The sequence below is a fragment of the Mesorhizobium kowhaii genome, assembly GCF_003253745.1.
Classification (GTDB): domain Bacteria; phylum Pseudomonadota; class Alphaproteobacteria; order Rhizobiales; family Rhizobiaceae; genus Mesorhizobium; species Mesorhizobium kowhaii.
Map to the genome: position 1 here is coordinate 55,167 of NZ_MZXV01000001.1, position 14,015 is coordinate 69,181.

Genomic DNA, 14,015 nt, shown 5'->3' on the forward strand with positions numbered 1-14,015 from the left:
TCACCGAGCTACAATTTCATGGGCTGGCGGCTTCCATGAGACCGTCATGGCCGGCTCTCGCAGACATTTGATGCGGCATTCATGACGATGCCCCTGCCCAATCCAGACTGGACCGCCGACGAGATTGTCGCTCATCTCAAGACAATCGGCACCACGGCGAGCCGGGCCGGGATGGCGCGGTTCGGCATCAACATTGCAGAGGTCGCGGGTGCATCATTTCCAGACATTCCCGACACTGTTCAGGAGCGGACCTCGCTCTATAAGACCCCAGCGGAGAAGTTCGCCGAGTGTGTTGCAGCGATCGGTTGAACCCGCCGCCTAAATTGGTCAATGCCGCACCGGAAACCGAGCGGTCGTGTTGCGCGAGAAACGAGCCTGTTTTTCAAACGTCGAACCGCTAGCATCCACCAGGGCAGATTGACCTCTACGTCCGACGGTCGAAGATGTTCGAAATCGCAGCTAATTGGCTCCACCCACTGCATTTGACCGTCAATACAGACAAAGTTCGTTTGAATTCTGTGCTCGAATAAGCCAAGAACGCAGATGCGAAATAGTTGCAACTTGACGAGTCTAGCGCGCGCCCAAAAGGTGATATTTGCCCCCCAACGGGTCCATTCCGATGAACGATCTCAGCCGGCTGTTCGCAGCGCATCAGCCGGCGGTCGAGGCAGCGGCCTTAGAGACATTGCGCTCCGGCTGGTGGCTCAACGGACCGAGGATGAAGTCTTTCGCCGACCGTTTCGCTGAGTATCTCGGCGTTTCAATTTGCATTCCGGTGGCCAACGGCACGGATGCGCTTGAACTGGCGTTGCGCGCCGTCTCGAATCAGCGCGGACCTGGCGCAGAGATCGTAACCGTCGCCAATGCCGGCGGTTATACTACCACGGCTTGTCGACAGGTCGGCTTGGTACCAGTGTACGCCGATATCGAGGTCTGCAGCCAACTGCTGGCCATCGAATCGGCTGTCGCCGGGTTGAGCGAGCACACCGCCGCGGTGGTGGCGACCCACCTCTATGGCAACACGATAGATGTGCCAGCTCTGCGATCGGCGATGGACGCGGCCGGCTACAAACATGTGGCGATCATCGAAGACTGCGCGCAGTCGCATGGAGCAAGCATCGGCGCGACTAAGGCGGGCGCGCTGGGTGATCTTGCAACCTTCAGCTTTTATCCGACCAAGAATCTCGGCGCGATGGGGGATGGCGGCGCGGTCGCGACCAACGATCCGACACTCGCCGATACCATCCGGCGGCTACAGCAATACGGTTGGCGCACGAAATACGAGATCAGGCTCGCCGGCGGCCGCAACTCGCGCATGGATGAGATCCAGGCGGCGATTTTGGAGGCCATGCTGCCGCATCTCGACGCGCAAAACGCCGAACGTCAGCAAATCCTTGACCGCTACAGCCTTGTGGCGAAGGAACAGGTGCGTTTCATCGCCCGCCGTGACGGTTCAATCGTCCATCTTGCCGTTGCGCTTTGTGCGGATCGCCAGGGCTTCCGCAAGTTTCTTGCGGAACGCAACATCGCTTCTGACATCCATTATCCCATCCTCGACCCTGACCAAGCGGGCTGGTCCGGCCTGCCGATGCGGGAGTCATCGTCTGGGCTGAAAGCGTCGCGCGACAGCGTCGCTCGTATCTTGTCACTGCCCTGTTTTCCCGGCATGACGGACGGCGAGGTCGATCGCGTCTGTTCGGCGATTGTCGATTGGAAAGCCTGATGACCACCCATTCGCTCGTGATCCCGGTCTACCGCAATGCCGAGAACATCCCAAGCCTTGCCGCAGCTCTAGAAGGCCTCAACGCAAAACTCGGCGGCGATCTCGAAGTCGTCTTCGTCGTCGACGGGTCTCCGGACCGGTCCGGACAGCTCTTAGTCGAGCTTGCGCCTAAAACCCCCTATATTTGCAAGGTGGTGTTCCATAGCCGCAATTTCGGCTCTTTCGCAGCGATCCGCACCGGCATGGAAAAGGCATCGGGAAAATACATCGCAGCGATGGCCGCCGACCTTCAGGAACCGCCCGAACTCATCGTCGAGTTCTTCCGGATTCTGGCCGCCGATCGTGCCGACATCGCGTTCGGCAAGCGCGAGGGCCGCAACGACCCAGCGCTAACGCGGTTCTTGTCCAATACGTTCTGGAGCGCCTACCGGGCCTTTGTGCTGCCTGATATGCCGAAAGGCGGCGTCGACATCTTTGCCTGCAACCGGGCGGTTCTGGATGCCGTGTTGGCGATCGAAGAACCCAACAGTTCGCTGGTGGCGCAGCTGTTTTGGGTCGGATTTCGCCGTGAATTTGTTGCCTATGCGCGCAAACCGCGCCTGCACGGTAAAAGCGCGTGGAATTTTTCGCGTCGATTTCGCTACATGATGGACAGCGTACTTTCCTTCTCTGATCTGCCCATCATGCTGGTTCTTTGGCTGGGAACCATCGGCTGCACCATAAGTCTGGTCATGGGTGTGGTAACGCTTATTGCGCGCGTAACCGGCTATATCAGCCAGGCCGGCTATGCGACACAGATTGTGCTGACCTTGTTCCTCGGGTCGCTGATTCTGACCGTGCAGGGTATTCTCGGTCTCTACATTTGGCGCACGGCGGAAAACACCAAACGGCGACCGCTGCGCATCATCAGCCACATCGTTTCGGGAGGCAGGGGATCATGAATGGTCCTACAAATTCGTACGGGTCAGCACCCGCTTAGATAGTTGGGTTCGATTATCGCACCCCAATCCTCTTGAAGATCAAGATACCCCCACCGAGAACTGGATCGGGTATCAGCGCTGGATCGGAAAATAGCCCGCTCTGCTTAACGGCATCGACAAAGCGTTGCCGAAACTCGGCACTTGCGGTGGGTAGGTTTGGAATGACCTCAGTGAATTCAGGCGTATAGGCGACAACGATATCCGCCTTCTGAATTTCCCGCTCATGCTCACCAAAATCTGCGCTCAAGTGCAGAACGCTCCAGCGAGGAAGGGGAAGTCCCTTCTGGCGGTATTGGAATTCCAGTGTCAAGAAATTCGAGTAGTTTGAAGATGTCGAAAACAGAATAGTTTTATTCTCGACACTGTCTCCAATAACTTCGGTCATTTCATCGACCAATGCATGTCGGCTATTTGCTTGCGCTGTAGTGACGTATGAGTGTGCTATTGTGAATTCCCACTCAAACTGCCAGAGCGAAACCGCAAGAATCAACGCGCAGAATGCCGTCGAATAGATGCGCGGCAAGCTTCGCGCAATTACAGTGACCGCTAGCGCTGTAGACACCAGCAGTGTAGCGGCGAATGGAAATCCGTGCGGGCCCTTAAAGGTGGGAATTGTCACTGCGACATAAGCGATGAGCACAAGCGCAACAACCAATAGTGCTCTTCGCAGTGCAGTTATGTCGGCTCCGATCCAAAGGGTCATGAAGGCGAGGAGGGCGACAACCGGCGCGCCGTAAACCCACCAGCCAATCGATATTTTTCCGTAGTATCCAGTAAGGTAAAAATTGAGGGTTTCGACAAGAGGAAGAGGGTGAACCCAGATATCAGCCTGGCTTCCAAAAACTACGTCATATATATACGAAACAACGCTATCTAGGGAGAAGGCATAGTAGGGCAAGCTTACCGTTATCGCCAAGCCGAACAGGACTATGGCGGCATAAAGGATCTTTTTATATTCTCTGTTGAAGGCGGCGGGAAGAGATGTCAGCAGCACCGCGATACCATAAAGCGCGAGCGTGAGCGGAAATATCGTCGGCTTTCCCCATAGCGACAAGCCGCAAAAGATGCCGCCGATTATTTGCGCTCGACGGTTCGCCACCCAGTCCGTTCGCGTGACGATGTAAACGGTGCCGATGGCGACAAGCAGTGCCGCAAGCATGTCAGGACGAAACCATATCAGCGTCATGCCGATATACGGACCGCACCAAAGAGCCGAAAGAAGCAGCGTGGACTGCGCTATCGTTAGGTCTCGTGCAACTGTAAGAAATAAACGCGAGAAAAATAAAAGTATGACCGCGTTCGTTACCGCTCCTATCCAATCGTGAACGCCGAAAAGCGCAAGTCCAGCGAAGGCTGCGCCTGTCGAAATCGGAGCGTGAGGTGGGCCGGCGAGATAGGTATTGAGAAGGCCTGTGAAGCCTTGAGTGTCGAAGATCGAAAGATAGTACCCGCCCTGGTTGAGGTAGGAGACGTCATCGAAGGTCGGTGGGAGAGCCAACCTGCCATGCTGCAACGACTGCCGAATCATCAGCGCGCTGAAGAACGCCGTCACTATCGCAGCTTGTAGCCATAGCGATCCCGAACTTCTCTGAACGCTCCTGTCAGTCATTGTCCATTCCCTCATGGATCTTGGCGGCCAGCGCTTGTGCAGCAGCGGATCGCAAAATCAGGTATTGCAGTGGAATCGCCGTAATGATTACGACAGCCATAGCAAAAAACGCGGGCAGCAGGAAAAACTTTATCAGTATATTCAGTGCTGCAAGGCCATAGAAATATTGGAGAAGGTATGAGGCAATCACAGCTGCTACCATTCGCTTGCTGTGTCCCGATCTAAAAACAAAAAATATGTTTAGGAGATATGCGATGATAATCCCAACAGAATAAGACATTGTGTACGCGATCGATGGAGAGGATAGCTGAATCAGAAGTAGAAATATTACATATGTAAGTCCGGTGTTGAGTGTGCCTGACGCAAGAAACCGGATGATTTCCCATACGCTCTGTTGTTGATATATCTTTCGATCAGTCTGCGTTTGCATTGGCGGAGCACTTCTGAAATTCATCGTATGTGCGGATATAATCGCTCGGATCATAGAAGTGAGAAGCAAAAACCAATAAGACCGAATCTTTAGAGTATTTATACTGAGTTCCCCAAATCATCTCAGGCATGTATATGCCCATTCCAGGGCTGTCCAGAATTAATTCTCGGCGGAATTTGCCATCATCAAGCAGTACTCCTACAGACCCCTTCAGGCAGATCAGGAATTGCTTGCATTTTTTATGGGCGTGTTCGCCCCTGACTTCGCGAGTGGGGACGTCGAACACCACGAAATACCGTTGGGGTATAAAAGGAATGTCACGCTCGAACTCGCCGGCGGTAAGGCTGCCGCGCATGTCGGCCACCACTTTAAGATCATGCAAGGTGGCGCCGCCAACGCCCAAGTCCTGCACACCGCTCGCAATGGCACCCTGAGTCGGGGCCAACGAGACGGGCTTGGACATTTGTCCGCCGCCTATCTGGACGTAGCCTTTTATTCGAGCTGGGTTGCCGGCTACGATCGCGTTCGGAGGAACACTTCGTGTGACGACTGCCCCGGCGCCGATCATCGCGCCAGGTCCGATCTCGATGCCGGGCAGAATGGTGGCATTGGCGCCTATGGAGGCGCCTTTCCTAACAATCGTCCTGTGAAAGGCTTCAGGATAGACCTTGCTGCGCGGAAACCGATCATTGGTAAACGTTGCGTTGGGACCGACGAACACGTTGTCTTCCAGTGAGACGCCATCCCACAGCTGAACGCCGCACTTGACGGTGACATTATCGCCCACAACAACATCGTTCTCAATGAAAACTCCGTCGCAGATATTGCATCCTTCGCCAATCTTCGCGTCAGGCAGGATATGGGCAAACGCCCAAATGCGCGTCCCATTGCCAATCGTCGCACTTTCGCAGAGTGCTTTTTCATGCACGAAAACGTTGTCCATCTCGATCATTCGGCAGATCCCCTAATCACGTTCTGAGGATTGGAAAGCACGCGGGGCCGTAAGCTCTTTCGGCTGCCAGCCCAATTCCTGTTACCAGTTCGTGCCAGGCACGCGCAAACCAGCGGTATCGAATCCGGCCTTGCGCGCAACAAAAGGTAACAAGCGCTCGATCGCATGGAGGACGGTGCCGTCATAAGGAACGGGCTCCGATGGGTAATCATTCCAATCGAGACCCAGTTCGAGTAGCGGAAGTAACGTCTTTGATCGGCACCAGAACATGGTACCCAGCGGGAAATCGAAAAAGTCCGCCAGTGGCGTGGCGATGCCCATCCGTCTCGCCAAATCTTCAGCGATTTCCCTGTTGTCGTTCCAACCGACGAGGTGTGGATCCTCCGCCATCAATAGACCTATCGCGGGTTTCGATGCGAAGACTGCGGCAGCCAGGTCGAGCATCGCGTGTTCGCCCCCAACCAAGTTCTCCCAAAGGAAGTGGCGCCAAGCCTCGCCCATAGCCGCGTCCGTGCCCACGCTCCTCTTGGCATGTACGTGGCCGATTAGATCGTAGCGACCATCAAGCAATCGCGGCAAGAATTCAGTAAGAAGCGGTCCGACATCGCGCCCCCTGTTGGGAACGATTGCCATCTCAACCGAACCGTGGTGGTCGCCAAACGCGGCTCGAAGATGTCTCGCTTTGGCGTCGGTGTCCGTGGACAGGAACAGATCGCAACGAGTGTGGTTACGCTTGAGCCGGAAAGCCAGATCATCAGCCAGATCTTCATAGTAAAAATGGGCATGAAGGGCTACACGCGGCATACCTTCCGACGGCGGATAAGTGTCATCGATAGGATTGAAAACGTCCCGGGACCATGGGCCGACGGGGCGCTCGGCGCGGAGCCAATGGGCTAAGGGGTGGGCTTTTCCCGGGCCGCACTCGCCTGGATTCACTTGTGCATAGCTTTGCGGATTGAAGCCCGCACAAGGGCGACGGAACTGTGGATTGGTCGTCGAATCGCCCGAAAGGCCCATGATGCTCCATTGCTGGAGGGTGCGCCGCCCAGCTTCCAACTCGGAAACCGGCGTCATACCTGGAGGAAGAACCATATCAAGGTCGACAGCAGCAGCCGCCATCAGGGTAGCAAGATCCTCGTCGTGAAGTGCTGCCGCAGATGATTTGCCCCACTCATCGATTTGTTGAACGTAGGTGCTCATGTTGTAGGCCGCATGTCCTACTCGCGCCACTTCCGCTCCCAAGGCCTTTGTCTTATCGCGGTCGTCTGCCAGCCCGCACAAGATGACAGCTGCAGCATGACTATCGAGGTGAGGTGCGATGAGAGGGCGTGTCGCCACGTCGGCCCCTAAGATTTCCGCCGTTCCACAGGCTCCTTGGAAGCACACGGTCGGAATCCCGCGCACAACCGTATCGATAGCCACGTTTGGCTGCGGATCAAGCCGGGAACTGAGAAAGAAGGCGTCTGCAATGGCATATGCCGGCTCCAAATCCGATACCGCATCAAGCATCACCAGGCTATCTCCCAGATCCGACTGGGCTATCTGGTAGGCGAGATACGCGGAGTAGGCACTGTCATGATCCGGATCGTACCCATCACCGATCCAGACAAATCGAAAGCGAATATTCGGTCGCAGCCGTTTCGCTGTGGCAGCTGCGCTTACAAAAAGATCAACGCCTTTGCGAAGGTGCACCGAGCCGGCGCCAAGCACCAGAAAGGAGGCCTCCTCCCCTTCGGGCCGCAAGCGAAGTAGGAATTCGTCTCTTTTTTTGTCAGTCCGCTCAAGGGCTGAGGACGCCGGCGGCGGATCGCTGCGCCCCTGAGCCATGATATGAATTCCAGGGCGCCTTTCGAGGCCAGGAAAGGCATCGTACGAAGACTGCGCAACGATCTCGGCTGGAAATACGACATGCTGCGCCCAGTCATAAACGTTGCGCATCTTGGTTACAGGGCGCGTATAGTTGGCAAACTCATGCACCAAAGCAACGCTCGGCACCCCACAGGAGGCCAAGGCAGGCACCATGATCTGCGTCTCTACGCTGTTGGCGATGGCATAAAGTGGTTTGAATTCCTCTGTGATCCGCTTGGCCAGCCGGGTCGCATCCAGCGAGTTCCAGTCCTCCCATGTCAACGGACCAACGGACGAGGCGGCAACGGCGATGAAGTCATTTTCCAGTTCTCCACCGCGCATCATAAGGGAGACCACCGTTGCCCTTTTTGCTAGTTCCCGGGCAATGTTCCAGCCTAACATCGGTGCGCCCGTTCTCGAAGCCTCGTGCGAAATCAGAAGTACAACCGGCTTTTCGGACTGCGACAAGGGCGGAAACTCCAACCTGTCAACGACAGACGCTCCTCGCCGACCTTCGCGCCTGCCATCGTGCTGGAAATGTAGCAATGGCGAAACCCCGACGCTCGCGACATCTGGATACCGTTCCCGATAGTAAGCCGCATCAAAGAAAGGCGATGCGCGCCAGCCCAACGGCTCACCAACCACTGCATAGTGCAACGCGGGGTCCATACCGGCGGGCAATCGGTGAGCGTAAAATTCAGCATCGAAGATAGGCGATAGTCTGAAGGCTGCAGCAAGATTTTCGGCTTCGTGCCTATTCGCGGGCAGCGGCCCCCCCAGAGCCGAGAGTTCTAGCCAGACATAAGCAGGCGGCTTGAACATCCCTGCCGTCTCGTAAAAAGGACGCAAGAAATCGCCGTTGAAACGCGCATTTGGCTCCAATCCAATCCGCCAGCCAATTTCGGCATAGTGCCCCACTGGATCCCGTAGTTCCGGCCGATTGAGGGAGGAACGATAATAGTCGGGATCTACGAACCCCGTCATTTCCAGCATAGCGACGAATTCATGGCGAATTTCATCAGCCATTGCGCTCTCGCGATTATTCATTGTGTGCGTCCCGGTCCAAGAACACGATTACGGACAAAGGCGCGGAGCCGGCTAGGAACGAGCCGCGACGCGCCAAGTATCCCAAAGCGTTTCAGAATGGCCTCAAGGCGGCGGCTCAGGCCCAAGTAGCGTTGCTCCCATTCGGCAGCTTGGCGCTCCAAATCCGCAACCCGGCCTTCCCATTCAGCATTTCGCTGTCGTAGTTCTTTGACCTCGGCATCTTGCCTAAGACGCGATTCAGCGAGGAGGTTCGCGTGGCCCCGGAAAGACGTTCTCAACACGTCTCGCTGCACGCTTGCCACGGCCAGCTCGGAGCGTACTTGCGTCAACTCGGACCGTAGCCCCTCAATGACAGTTTGGCTTCCCGACTGAGTCAAGGCCAAATCGGCTTCCGCAGTTTTGGTCCGTTCGACCTGTGTTTTGATAGCTTCACTAGCCGTTTCAATTTCGCGGGGGAGACCGGAAGCTAGCAATTCCGTCTGCCGCATGTGACTGCGAAGCTCTGCGTGGTCAGCATGGCTTCCCGACTGAGCCAAGGCCAAATCGGCTTCCGCTTTTTCGGCCCGTTCGATTTGTGCTTTGACGGTTTCACTAGCCGTTTCAATTTCGTGGCGGAGACCGGAAGCCAGCAATTCCGTCTGCTCCATGTGACTGCGAAGCTCTGCCTGGTCAGCATGACTTCCCGACTGAGCCAAGGCCAAATCGGCTTCCGCTTTTTCGGCCCGTTCGACTTGTGCTTTGATAGTTTCACTAGCCGTTTCAATTTGGCGGCGGAGACCGGAAGCCAGCAATTCCGTTTGCTCCATGTGACTGCGAAGCTCCGCGTGAGCGGCCGCGCCACTCTCTGCTCGCGCCAGGATTTCACCGATCTCGCTTGTTTCGATGAACAACGAATTGGGAATACTTGGAAGTTCCGATTCGGACGCAATCGCAATATTGTAAGGCGGTCGCGGCAAGCCATGACTGACCTCGTAGTGCGCCTCTCCTCGTCGCTCGAACGTCAGCGTTCTCGATATTCCAGCCTCGTCATCTGCGATAAGCGTTGATCCGAGCAGCGGTCTTTGAAGCAGTATCAAGACATTGCGGAACGCCCCCTTCAGCAGGGCCTCGAACTCTACACGCGAGAGCTCGTGCACATGATAGGGATTGGCAGGGCTTCCGAGCGGAGAATAGACATCTCGTTCAGGAGACGAAAGGATCAGAAAACCGGTTGGCCGCAAGACGCGCTGAACCTCTGCGATAAACAGATCATGTTCAAAAAAATGCTCAAGCGTTTCGAACGATACGACCACGTCGACACTCGCATCTTCCAAAGGCAACTTGCGAGCGTCTCCTTGTTGATAGCGAAGGTTGGGAGCGACATAGCCCCCCTGGGCATGCGCTACCGCCTTTTCGGACAACTCGACACCAACAACCGATCGCGCGACTTGGGCCAGAAGGGCGGAGCCGTAGCCCTCGCCTGAGGCGACATCGACAACATCAAGGCCGCGGCAAAGAGCTCGGGCAAGAAAATAGCGATGAAGGTGCTCGATCTCCACCTGACCCGCCGTCGCGGTTGTTAACCGTTCTCCGGTCCACTCTAGTACTTGCTGCGGCAGGACCCGTTCGAATATTTCTCCCATTTGATTGTCGCCAATTCCTCTCACTGGTCTAGTGCGCGGCGCCACTGACCGCCGACCTGTCACGATGCGCTACGCTACCACCAAGATCCGCGAGTGTTTGGCTCAAGCCTTCAGAAAAGGAGAGAGTAGGTCGCCACCCCAACACCTCCCGAATGAGCGAGATATCGAGCACGCTCACTGGAACATCAAACTTCCGACCGCGCTCATAGCGAACGTCCAATTTATGGGGGAGTTTTGATTCAAGTTCGGCAATGACCCCGTTAAGGCTGACTCCCTCGCCACTCCCGATATTGAATACATGATGGCTGTCGAGCGGTAGTGCGCGTGCCAGCGCAACCAAGCCTGCTGCGGCATCGGAGATGTGAATAAAATCACGTACGACTTCGCCATCGCCCCAGACGATTATTGGCTGCTGCGACAATGCGTGATGTAGGAACGTCGTTACCGCACCTAGGCCTTTTGCCAAATTCTGCCCTGCTCCAAAAGGATTGGCTAGACGCGCCACACGACAGTCGAGCCCGTAGAGAGCTCGATAGGTCCCCAGATACAGTTCAATCGCAGCTTTACCAGCGCCGTAGGCGGTGATCGGACTTAAACGGTGATCTTCATGCACCGGAACGCGCAGCAGTTTCCCATAAACCGTACCGCCGGACGAAGCGAAGATCAGCCTTGGCGCCTGCGATCCTTTCTTTCGAAGCGCCTCTAGCAAACCCAGCGTTGGCGCCACATTGGTCGACAGATCAAGGGAGGGATCATTGTTGGCGCTGGCAGGAACGGATGACCATGCATAATGGTGAATGACCGTGATCCCGTCGATCAGGCTATCCCATTGCGCGTTGGCAAGATCGAAACTGCGCCATGTGATTCGCTCGTCAAGTGCTGGAGCAAATGTCGGCTTCGAAAGTGAGCGCCCGGCTAAAACGACTTCACACCCGCTTTGCACCAAGATTGCTGCAACATGTCGGCCAATGAAGCCGCTTCCACCAAGAATCAGATGGCGTTCGACGACGTTGGGCTTTTCTACCTGAGATGACATGCGGATATACTGTGCCGCTCCCGAACACGGTTAACTGCGATTGCGGGACCAGAATATTGAACCGCAATTCTTGATAGGCAGGAGTGGCAAGTGGCCGTCCCCAAGTCGTTCCGTACCCTGACTGCGCCAGCGCGTCAAAGCATATTGGTTTGACAGCTTGACATTATTAGAGCGTCGCGCGCTCTGCTGCGAAAGCGATCTGCGAAGCGGTGTAGCGGCCGTCAAATGCGGTCGTTCCGATCAAGGGCGCAGAGCAGCAGGGCGTGGTCTTGATGCATCGGACCCTTGATCTCATGATCCGGCAGAAGACGATGCTCCCGAACGCCTTGCGCGCTCACATGGCCGAATTCGGAATCGCCGGCGGCGCCGGCCTCGATATCCGGATCACGCTCGACGGCCTGAAGGTATTTCGCAACTCGGGACGGCCCGTAATTGACGGCGAAGTCGAAGACGGCATAATCGATGCCATTCGGCAGCTCAGCGCCCGCTACAGCATCCCAATAGAAGCGCCGGTAGACTGTCGCCACCTGGGCGTCGGTGATATGGCGAAGATCGTCCTTCGTCGCATCGGCTTTCACGTAGCGGCGGAAGTTGGCAAGCGTTACGCCCTTCATGGTGGCGCCACCGGGATCGGCCGGATTGTCCGACCACAGCCCTTCCGATTTCAAGACGAGCGCGAGCGCCCGAGCGAAGTTGCGGTCCATGGGTTTTCCTTTCGGATGATGATTGGCTATGCTAGGATTGAGAAATGCGATTTCTGCGCAATATCCTGTACCCGACTCGGATGCACCCGCTGGCACTCGTCGGCCACGACGGACTATGACAGTGAGTGGCGGTATGACCGAGTGGCGGACGTTTGGGAGAGCCGCCCGTTGTCTGAGGAAGCGCGGGATTTCACCATTGCGTGGTGGAAGATACGGTAGTCACCTTCACTTTCCAAAAGCTTTCAGCTAAACGGAAGGCATGGGTGGGCACACAAATCCAAAAGCGCTAATCTTCCCGCTCACCGGGCTTCGGTTCTTCGCCGCTTTTGCTATTGTTCTTCATCACATTGGTGGGTTGTTCGGAATACCGGCCACGACGTTTCAAGGCTGGAACCTTGCTCACGGTGTCTCCGTCTTTTTCGTTTTGTCAGGGTTCGTGCTAACCTATTCCTACCCTGCGCTGAATAAGCCAGGGGACACCCGTCAGTTTTATTCTGGCAGAATCGCAAGGATTTTGCCGGCGCATTTAATCACCTTGCTGGCAGCAGTCGCGTTAGGCGTGCCCTTCGCCGCCCCATATTTTTTCGCAAATGCCTTCTTGCTGCAAAGCTGGATACCAACCGGCGACTATTTCTTCAGCTACAATGCCGTGAGCTGGAGCATCTCCACCGAGATGGGGTTTTATCTCGTTTTTCCCCTCCTGATCCGCAATTTCGCATCAACATGGCATTGGAAACTGGCCGCATGTTTTGCTTCTTCTGCGGCGATGGGACTGCTTGCCGGGTACCTCGGGCTGCCTTTTTATAGCGGCGGTAAAGATGCCGTTGTCCAAGGGTTGGCGATGGTCAACCCCATCTCTCGGATCTTCGAATTCTGCCTCGGCATGGCGGCTGCATTGTTGTGGTCGCGCTCCCGCGACGGTCTATCACGCCTTCCGTTTGCTTCATGGGCCGTTATCGAGTTGGTCGGTGTCGTGTTGCTCGTCTGGGGGCGCAGCTGGATCGACGCGATCCTGCAACCAGTCATGCATTCAGGCGCCATGAAGTTCTGGACAGGTGATTCACTTTCGCCAGCGTTTCCGGCTGCCTTGTTGCTCATAATTCTCGCATCAAGCACCGGACCGCTGGCGAGGTTCCTCGGCTGCCGCCCCGTGAGGTATCTTGGCGAGATTTCATTCGCGATCTACTTGACCCATCAGCTCGTTATGAGGCTCTTTTTCGGGTATCCGCAAATCTTTGGCAGGTTGCCAGATCAGTGGGTGCTATGGGCCTATCTTTTAACCGTCATCGTCGCGTCAGCCGCGCTGCATCTGGCCGAAAACCCGGCTAGAAAGATGATTATGGCATGGTTTCGCACTAAAGCTACGCCTATGTCCGTTCAAACCAGCCCGATAGCTTAATACGAGAACCACTCGCGCAGGGATACGTGTTGTCGTGGTTGAAGATCGTTACGGTTCCTGATGCGGCAGCGAGCTCCCGACAGCTGCGCGGTTTGGTTCAAGACGACAAGCGGCTCCAGCTGCACCGTTCTCTGCCCGTTCATTGGATGATCTCCAGCTTTCTAGGGATGACGTTGATCGCGGCCGCCGTGTCTGCCGCGCGCACGTCGGCCTTCATTCGACGGCGATCGACATCGAGGGCGGCGATGGCTTTGTCCTGGCTGGCGACAGCGATGATCGCCAGCCGATCGGCTTCGTCGGCAAATGAGCGCACTGCCGAGTTCCGCGCTGCGATGGCCCGCGCGACCTTGCGCTGGTGCAGCGCGCCGAGCGGCCCGATCAGGTCGTTGATCTTCCGCGCGTAGTGCCAGTCGATCCGGGCTTCGGCCTCCGGGCGAAGGACGTCGGCCCTACTCAATTTCAACGACATGAACTGCTTCCATGATGAGCCAGGGCGGGGTGATGGTGATGATGACGGGGCCGGGCTCGTCCAGCTCGATCGAAGTCTCTGTCGCCGGCACGATCACGCTGTCGACCAAGACGTCGAGCGTGTTAGGTCCTTGATTTTCGTAGTTGGGTGTGGGGTAGTGGCTGCGGCGTTGTTCGCTCGTGATTCAATGTCAATT

General features: G+C 56.2%; 12 protein-coding genes and 1 pseudogene. 4 read left to right on the top strand and 9 right to left on the bottom strand.

Going from position 1 to position 14,015, the window contains the following annotated elements; genetic code table 11:
• Positions 1-81: 81 nt before the first annotated feature.
• The 3 genes from B5V02_RS41280 to B5V02_RS00340 all read left to right on the top strand — a co-directional run bounded on the left by B5V02_RS41280 (position 82) and on the right by B5V02_RS00340 (position 2,664).
• Positions 82-309 carry a hypothetical protein gene (locus B5V02_RS41280; RefSeq protein WP_245445556.1) on the top strand — a complete coding sequence of 76 codons (228 nt, stop codon included), beginning with the start codon at positions 82-84 and terminating at the stop codon, positions 307-309.
• 310 nt (positions 310-619) lie between these two features.
• Positions 620-1,723 carry a DegT/DnrJ/EryC1/StrS family aminotransferase gene (locus tag B5V02_RS00335; RefSeq protein WP_111542302.1) on the top strand — a complete coding sequence of 368 codons (1,104 nt, stop codon included), beginning with the start codon at positions 620-622 and terminating at the stop codon, positions 1,721-1,723.
• Complete coding sequence (locus tag B5V02_RS00340; RefSeq protein WP_111542303.1) at positions 1,723-2,664, top strand: glycosyltransferase family 2 protein; 942 nt, start codon at positions 1,723-1,725, stop codon at positions 2,662-2,664. Before B5V02_RS00335 ends, B5V02_RS00340 begins: the two co-directional genes overlap by 1 nt.
• A gap of 52 nt (positions 2,665-2,716) precedes the next feature.
• Here the strand turns inward: B5V02_RS00340 and B5V02_RS00345 are convergent, their stop codons facing one another.
• From B5V02_RS00345 to B5V02_RS00375, 7 genes and pseudogenes are all read right to left on the bottom strand, one after another.
• The gene (locus B5V02_RS00345) at positions 2,717-4,312 is read right to left on the bottom strand and encodes a hypothetical protein (protein WP_146605980.1); all 1,596 of its coding nucleotides are present in this window, start codon (positions 4,310-4,312) and stop codon (positions 2,717-2,719) included.
• Entirely contained in the window at positions 4,305-4,796 is a 492-nt protein-coding gene (locus tag B5V02_RS00350; protein ID WP_111542305.1) for a GtrA family protein, read from the bottom strand. The genes B5V02_RS00345 and B5V02_RS00350 overlap by 8 nt, the downstream gene beginning before the upstream one ends.
• Positions 4,726-5,694 (bottom strand): WxcM-like domain-containing protein, encoded by a 969-nt coding sequence (locus B5V02_RS42175; protein ID WP_208647013.1) that lies wholly within the window; start codon positions 5,692-5,694, stop codon positions 4,726-4,728. The genes B5V02_RS00350 and B5V02_RS42175 overlap by 71 nt, the downstream gene beginning before the upstream one ends.
• 81 nt (positions 5,695-5,775) lie before the next feature.
• Positions 5,776-8,589 (bottom strand): rhamnan synthesis F family protein, encoded by a 2,814-nt coding sequence (locus B5V02_RS00360; RefSeq protein WP_111542306.1) that lies wholly within the window; start codon positions 8,587-8,589, stop codon positions 5,776-5,778.
• Positions 8,586-10,211, bottom strand: coding sequence for a class I SAM-dependent methyltransferase (locus B5V02_RS00365; protein ID WP_111542307.1), 1,626 nt, complete (start codon positions 10,209-10,211; stop codon positions 8,586-8,588). Before B5V02_RS00365 ends, B5V02_RS00360 begins: the two co-directional genes overlap by 4 nt.
• A 28-nt stretch (positions 10,212-10,239) precedes the next feature.
• Positions 10,240-11,247 carry an NAD-dependent epimerase/dehydratase family protein gene (locus B5V02_RS00370; protein WP_111542308.1) on the bottom strand — a complete coding sequence of 336 codons (1,008 nt, stop codon included), beginning with the start codon at positions 11,245-11,247 and terminating at the stop codon, positions 10,240-10,242.
• A gap of 392 nt (positions 11,248-11,639) precedes the next feature.
• Positions 11,640-11,951, bottom strand: a pseudogene (locus B5V02_RS00375) (glycosyl hydrolase 108 family protein); the annotation flags it as partial.
• Positions 11,952-12,210: 259 nt separating this feature from the next.
• Between B5V02_RS00375 and B5V02_RS00380 the strand changes: the two are divergent.
• The gene (locus tag B5V02_RS00380; protein ID WP_111542309.1) at positions 12,211-13,350 is read left to right on the top strand and encodes an acyltransferase family protein; all 1,140 of its coding nucleotides are present in this window, start codon (positions 12,211-12,213) and stop codon (positions 13,348-13,350) included.
• Between the two features lie 139 nt (positions 13,351-13,489).
• Here the strand turns inward: B5V02_RS00380 and B5V02_RS00385 are convergent, their stop codons facing one another.
• Together B5V02_RS00385 and B5V02_RS42180 are read right to left on the bottom strand one after the other, a co-directional pair.
• A complete protein-coding gene (locus B5V02_RS00385; RefSeq protein WP_146605981.1) occupies positions 13,490-13,819 on the bottom strand; it encodes a hypothetical protein in 330 nt (109 codons plus the stop codon).
• Positions 13,800-13,928, bottom strand: a complete 129-nt coding sequence (locus B5V02_RS42180) for a hypothetical protein (protein WP_281004877.1) — start codon at positions 13,926-13,928, stop codon at positions 13,800-13,802. Before B5V02_RS42180 ends, B5V02_RS00385 begins: the two co-directional genes overlap by 20 nt.
• Positions 13,929-14,015: the final 87 nt, after the last annotated feature.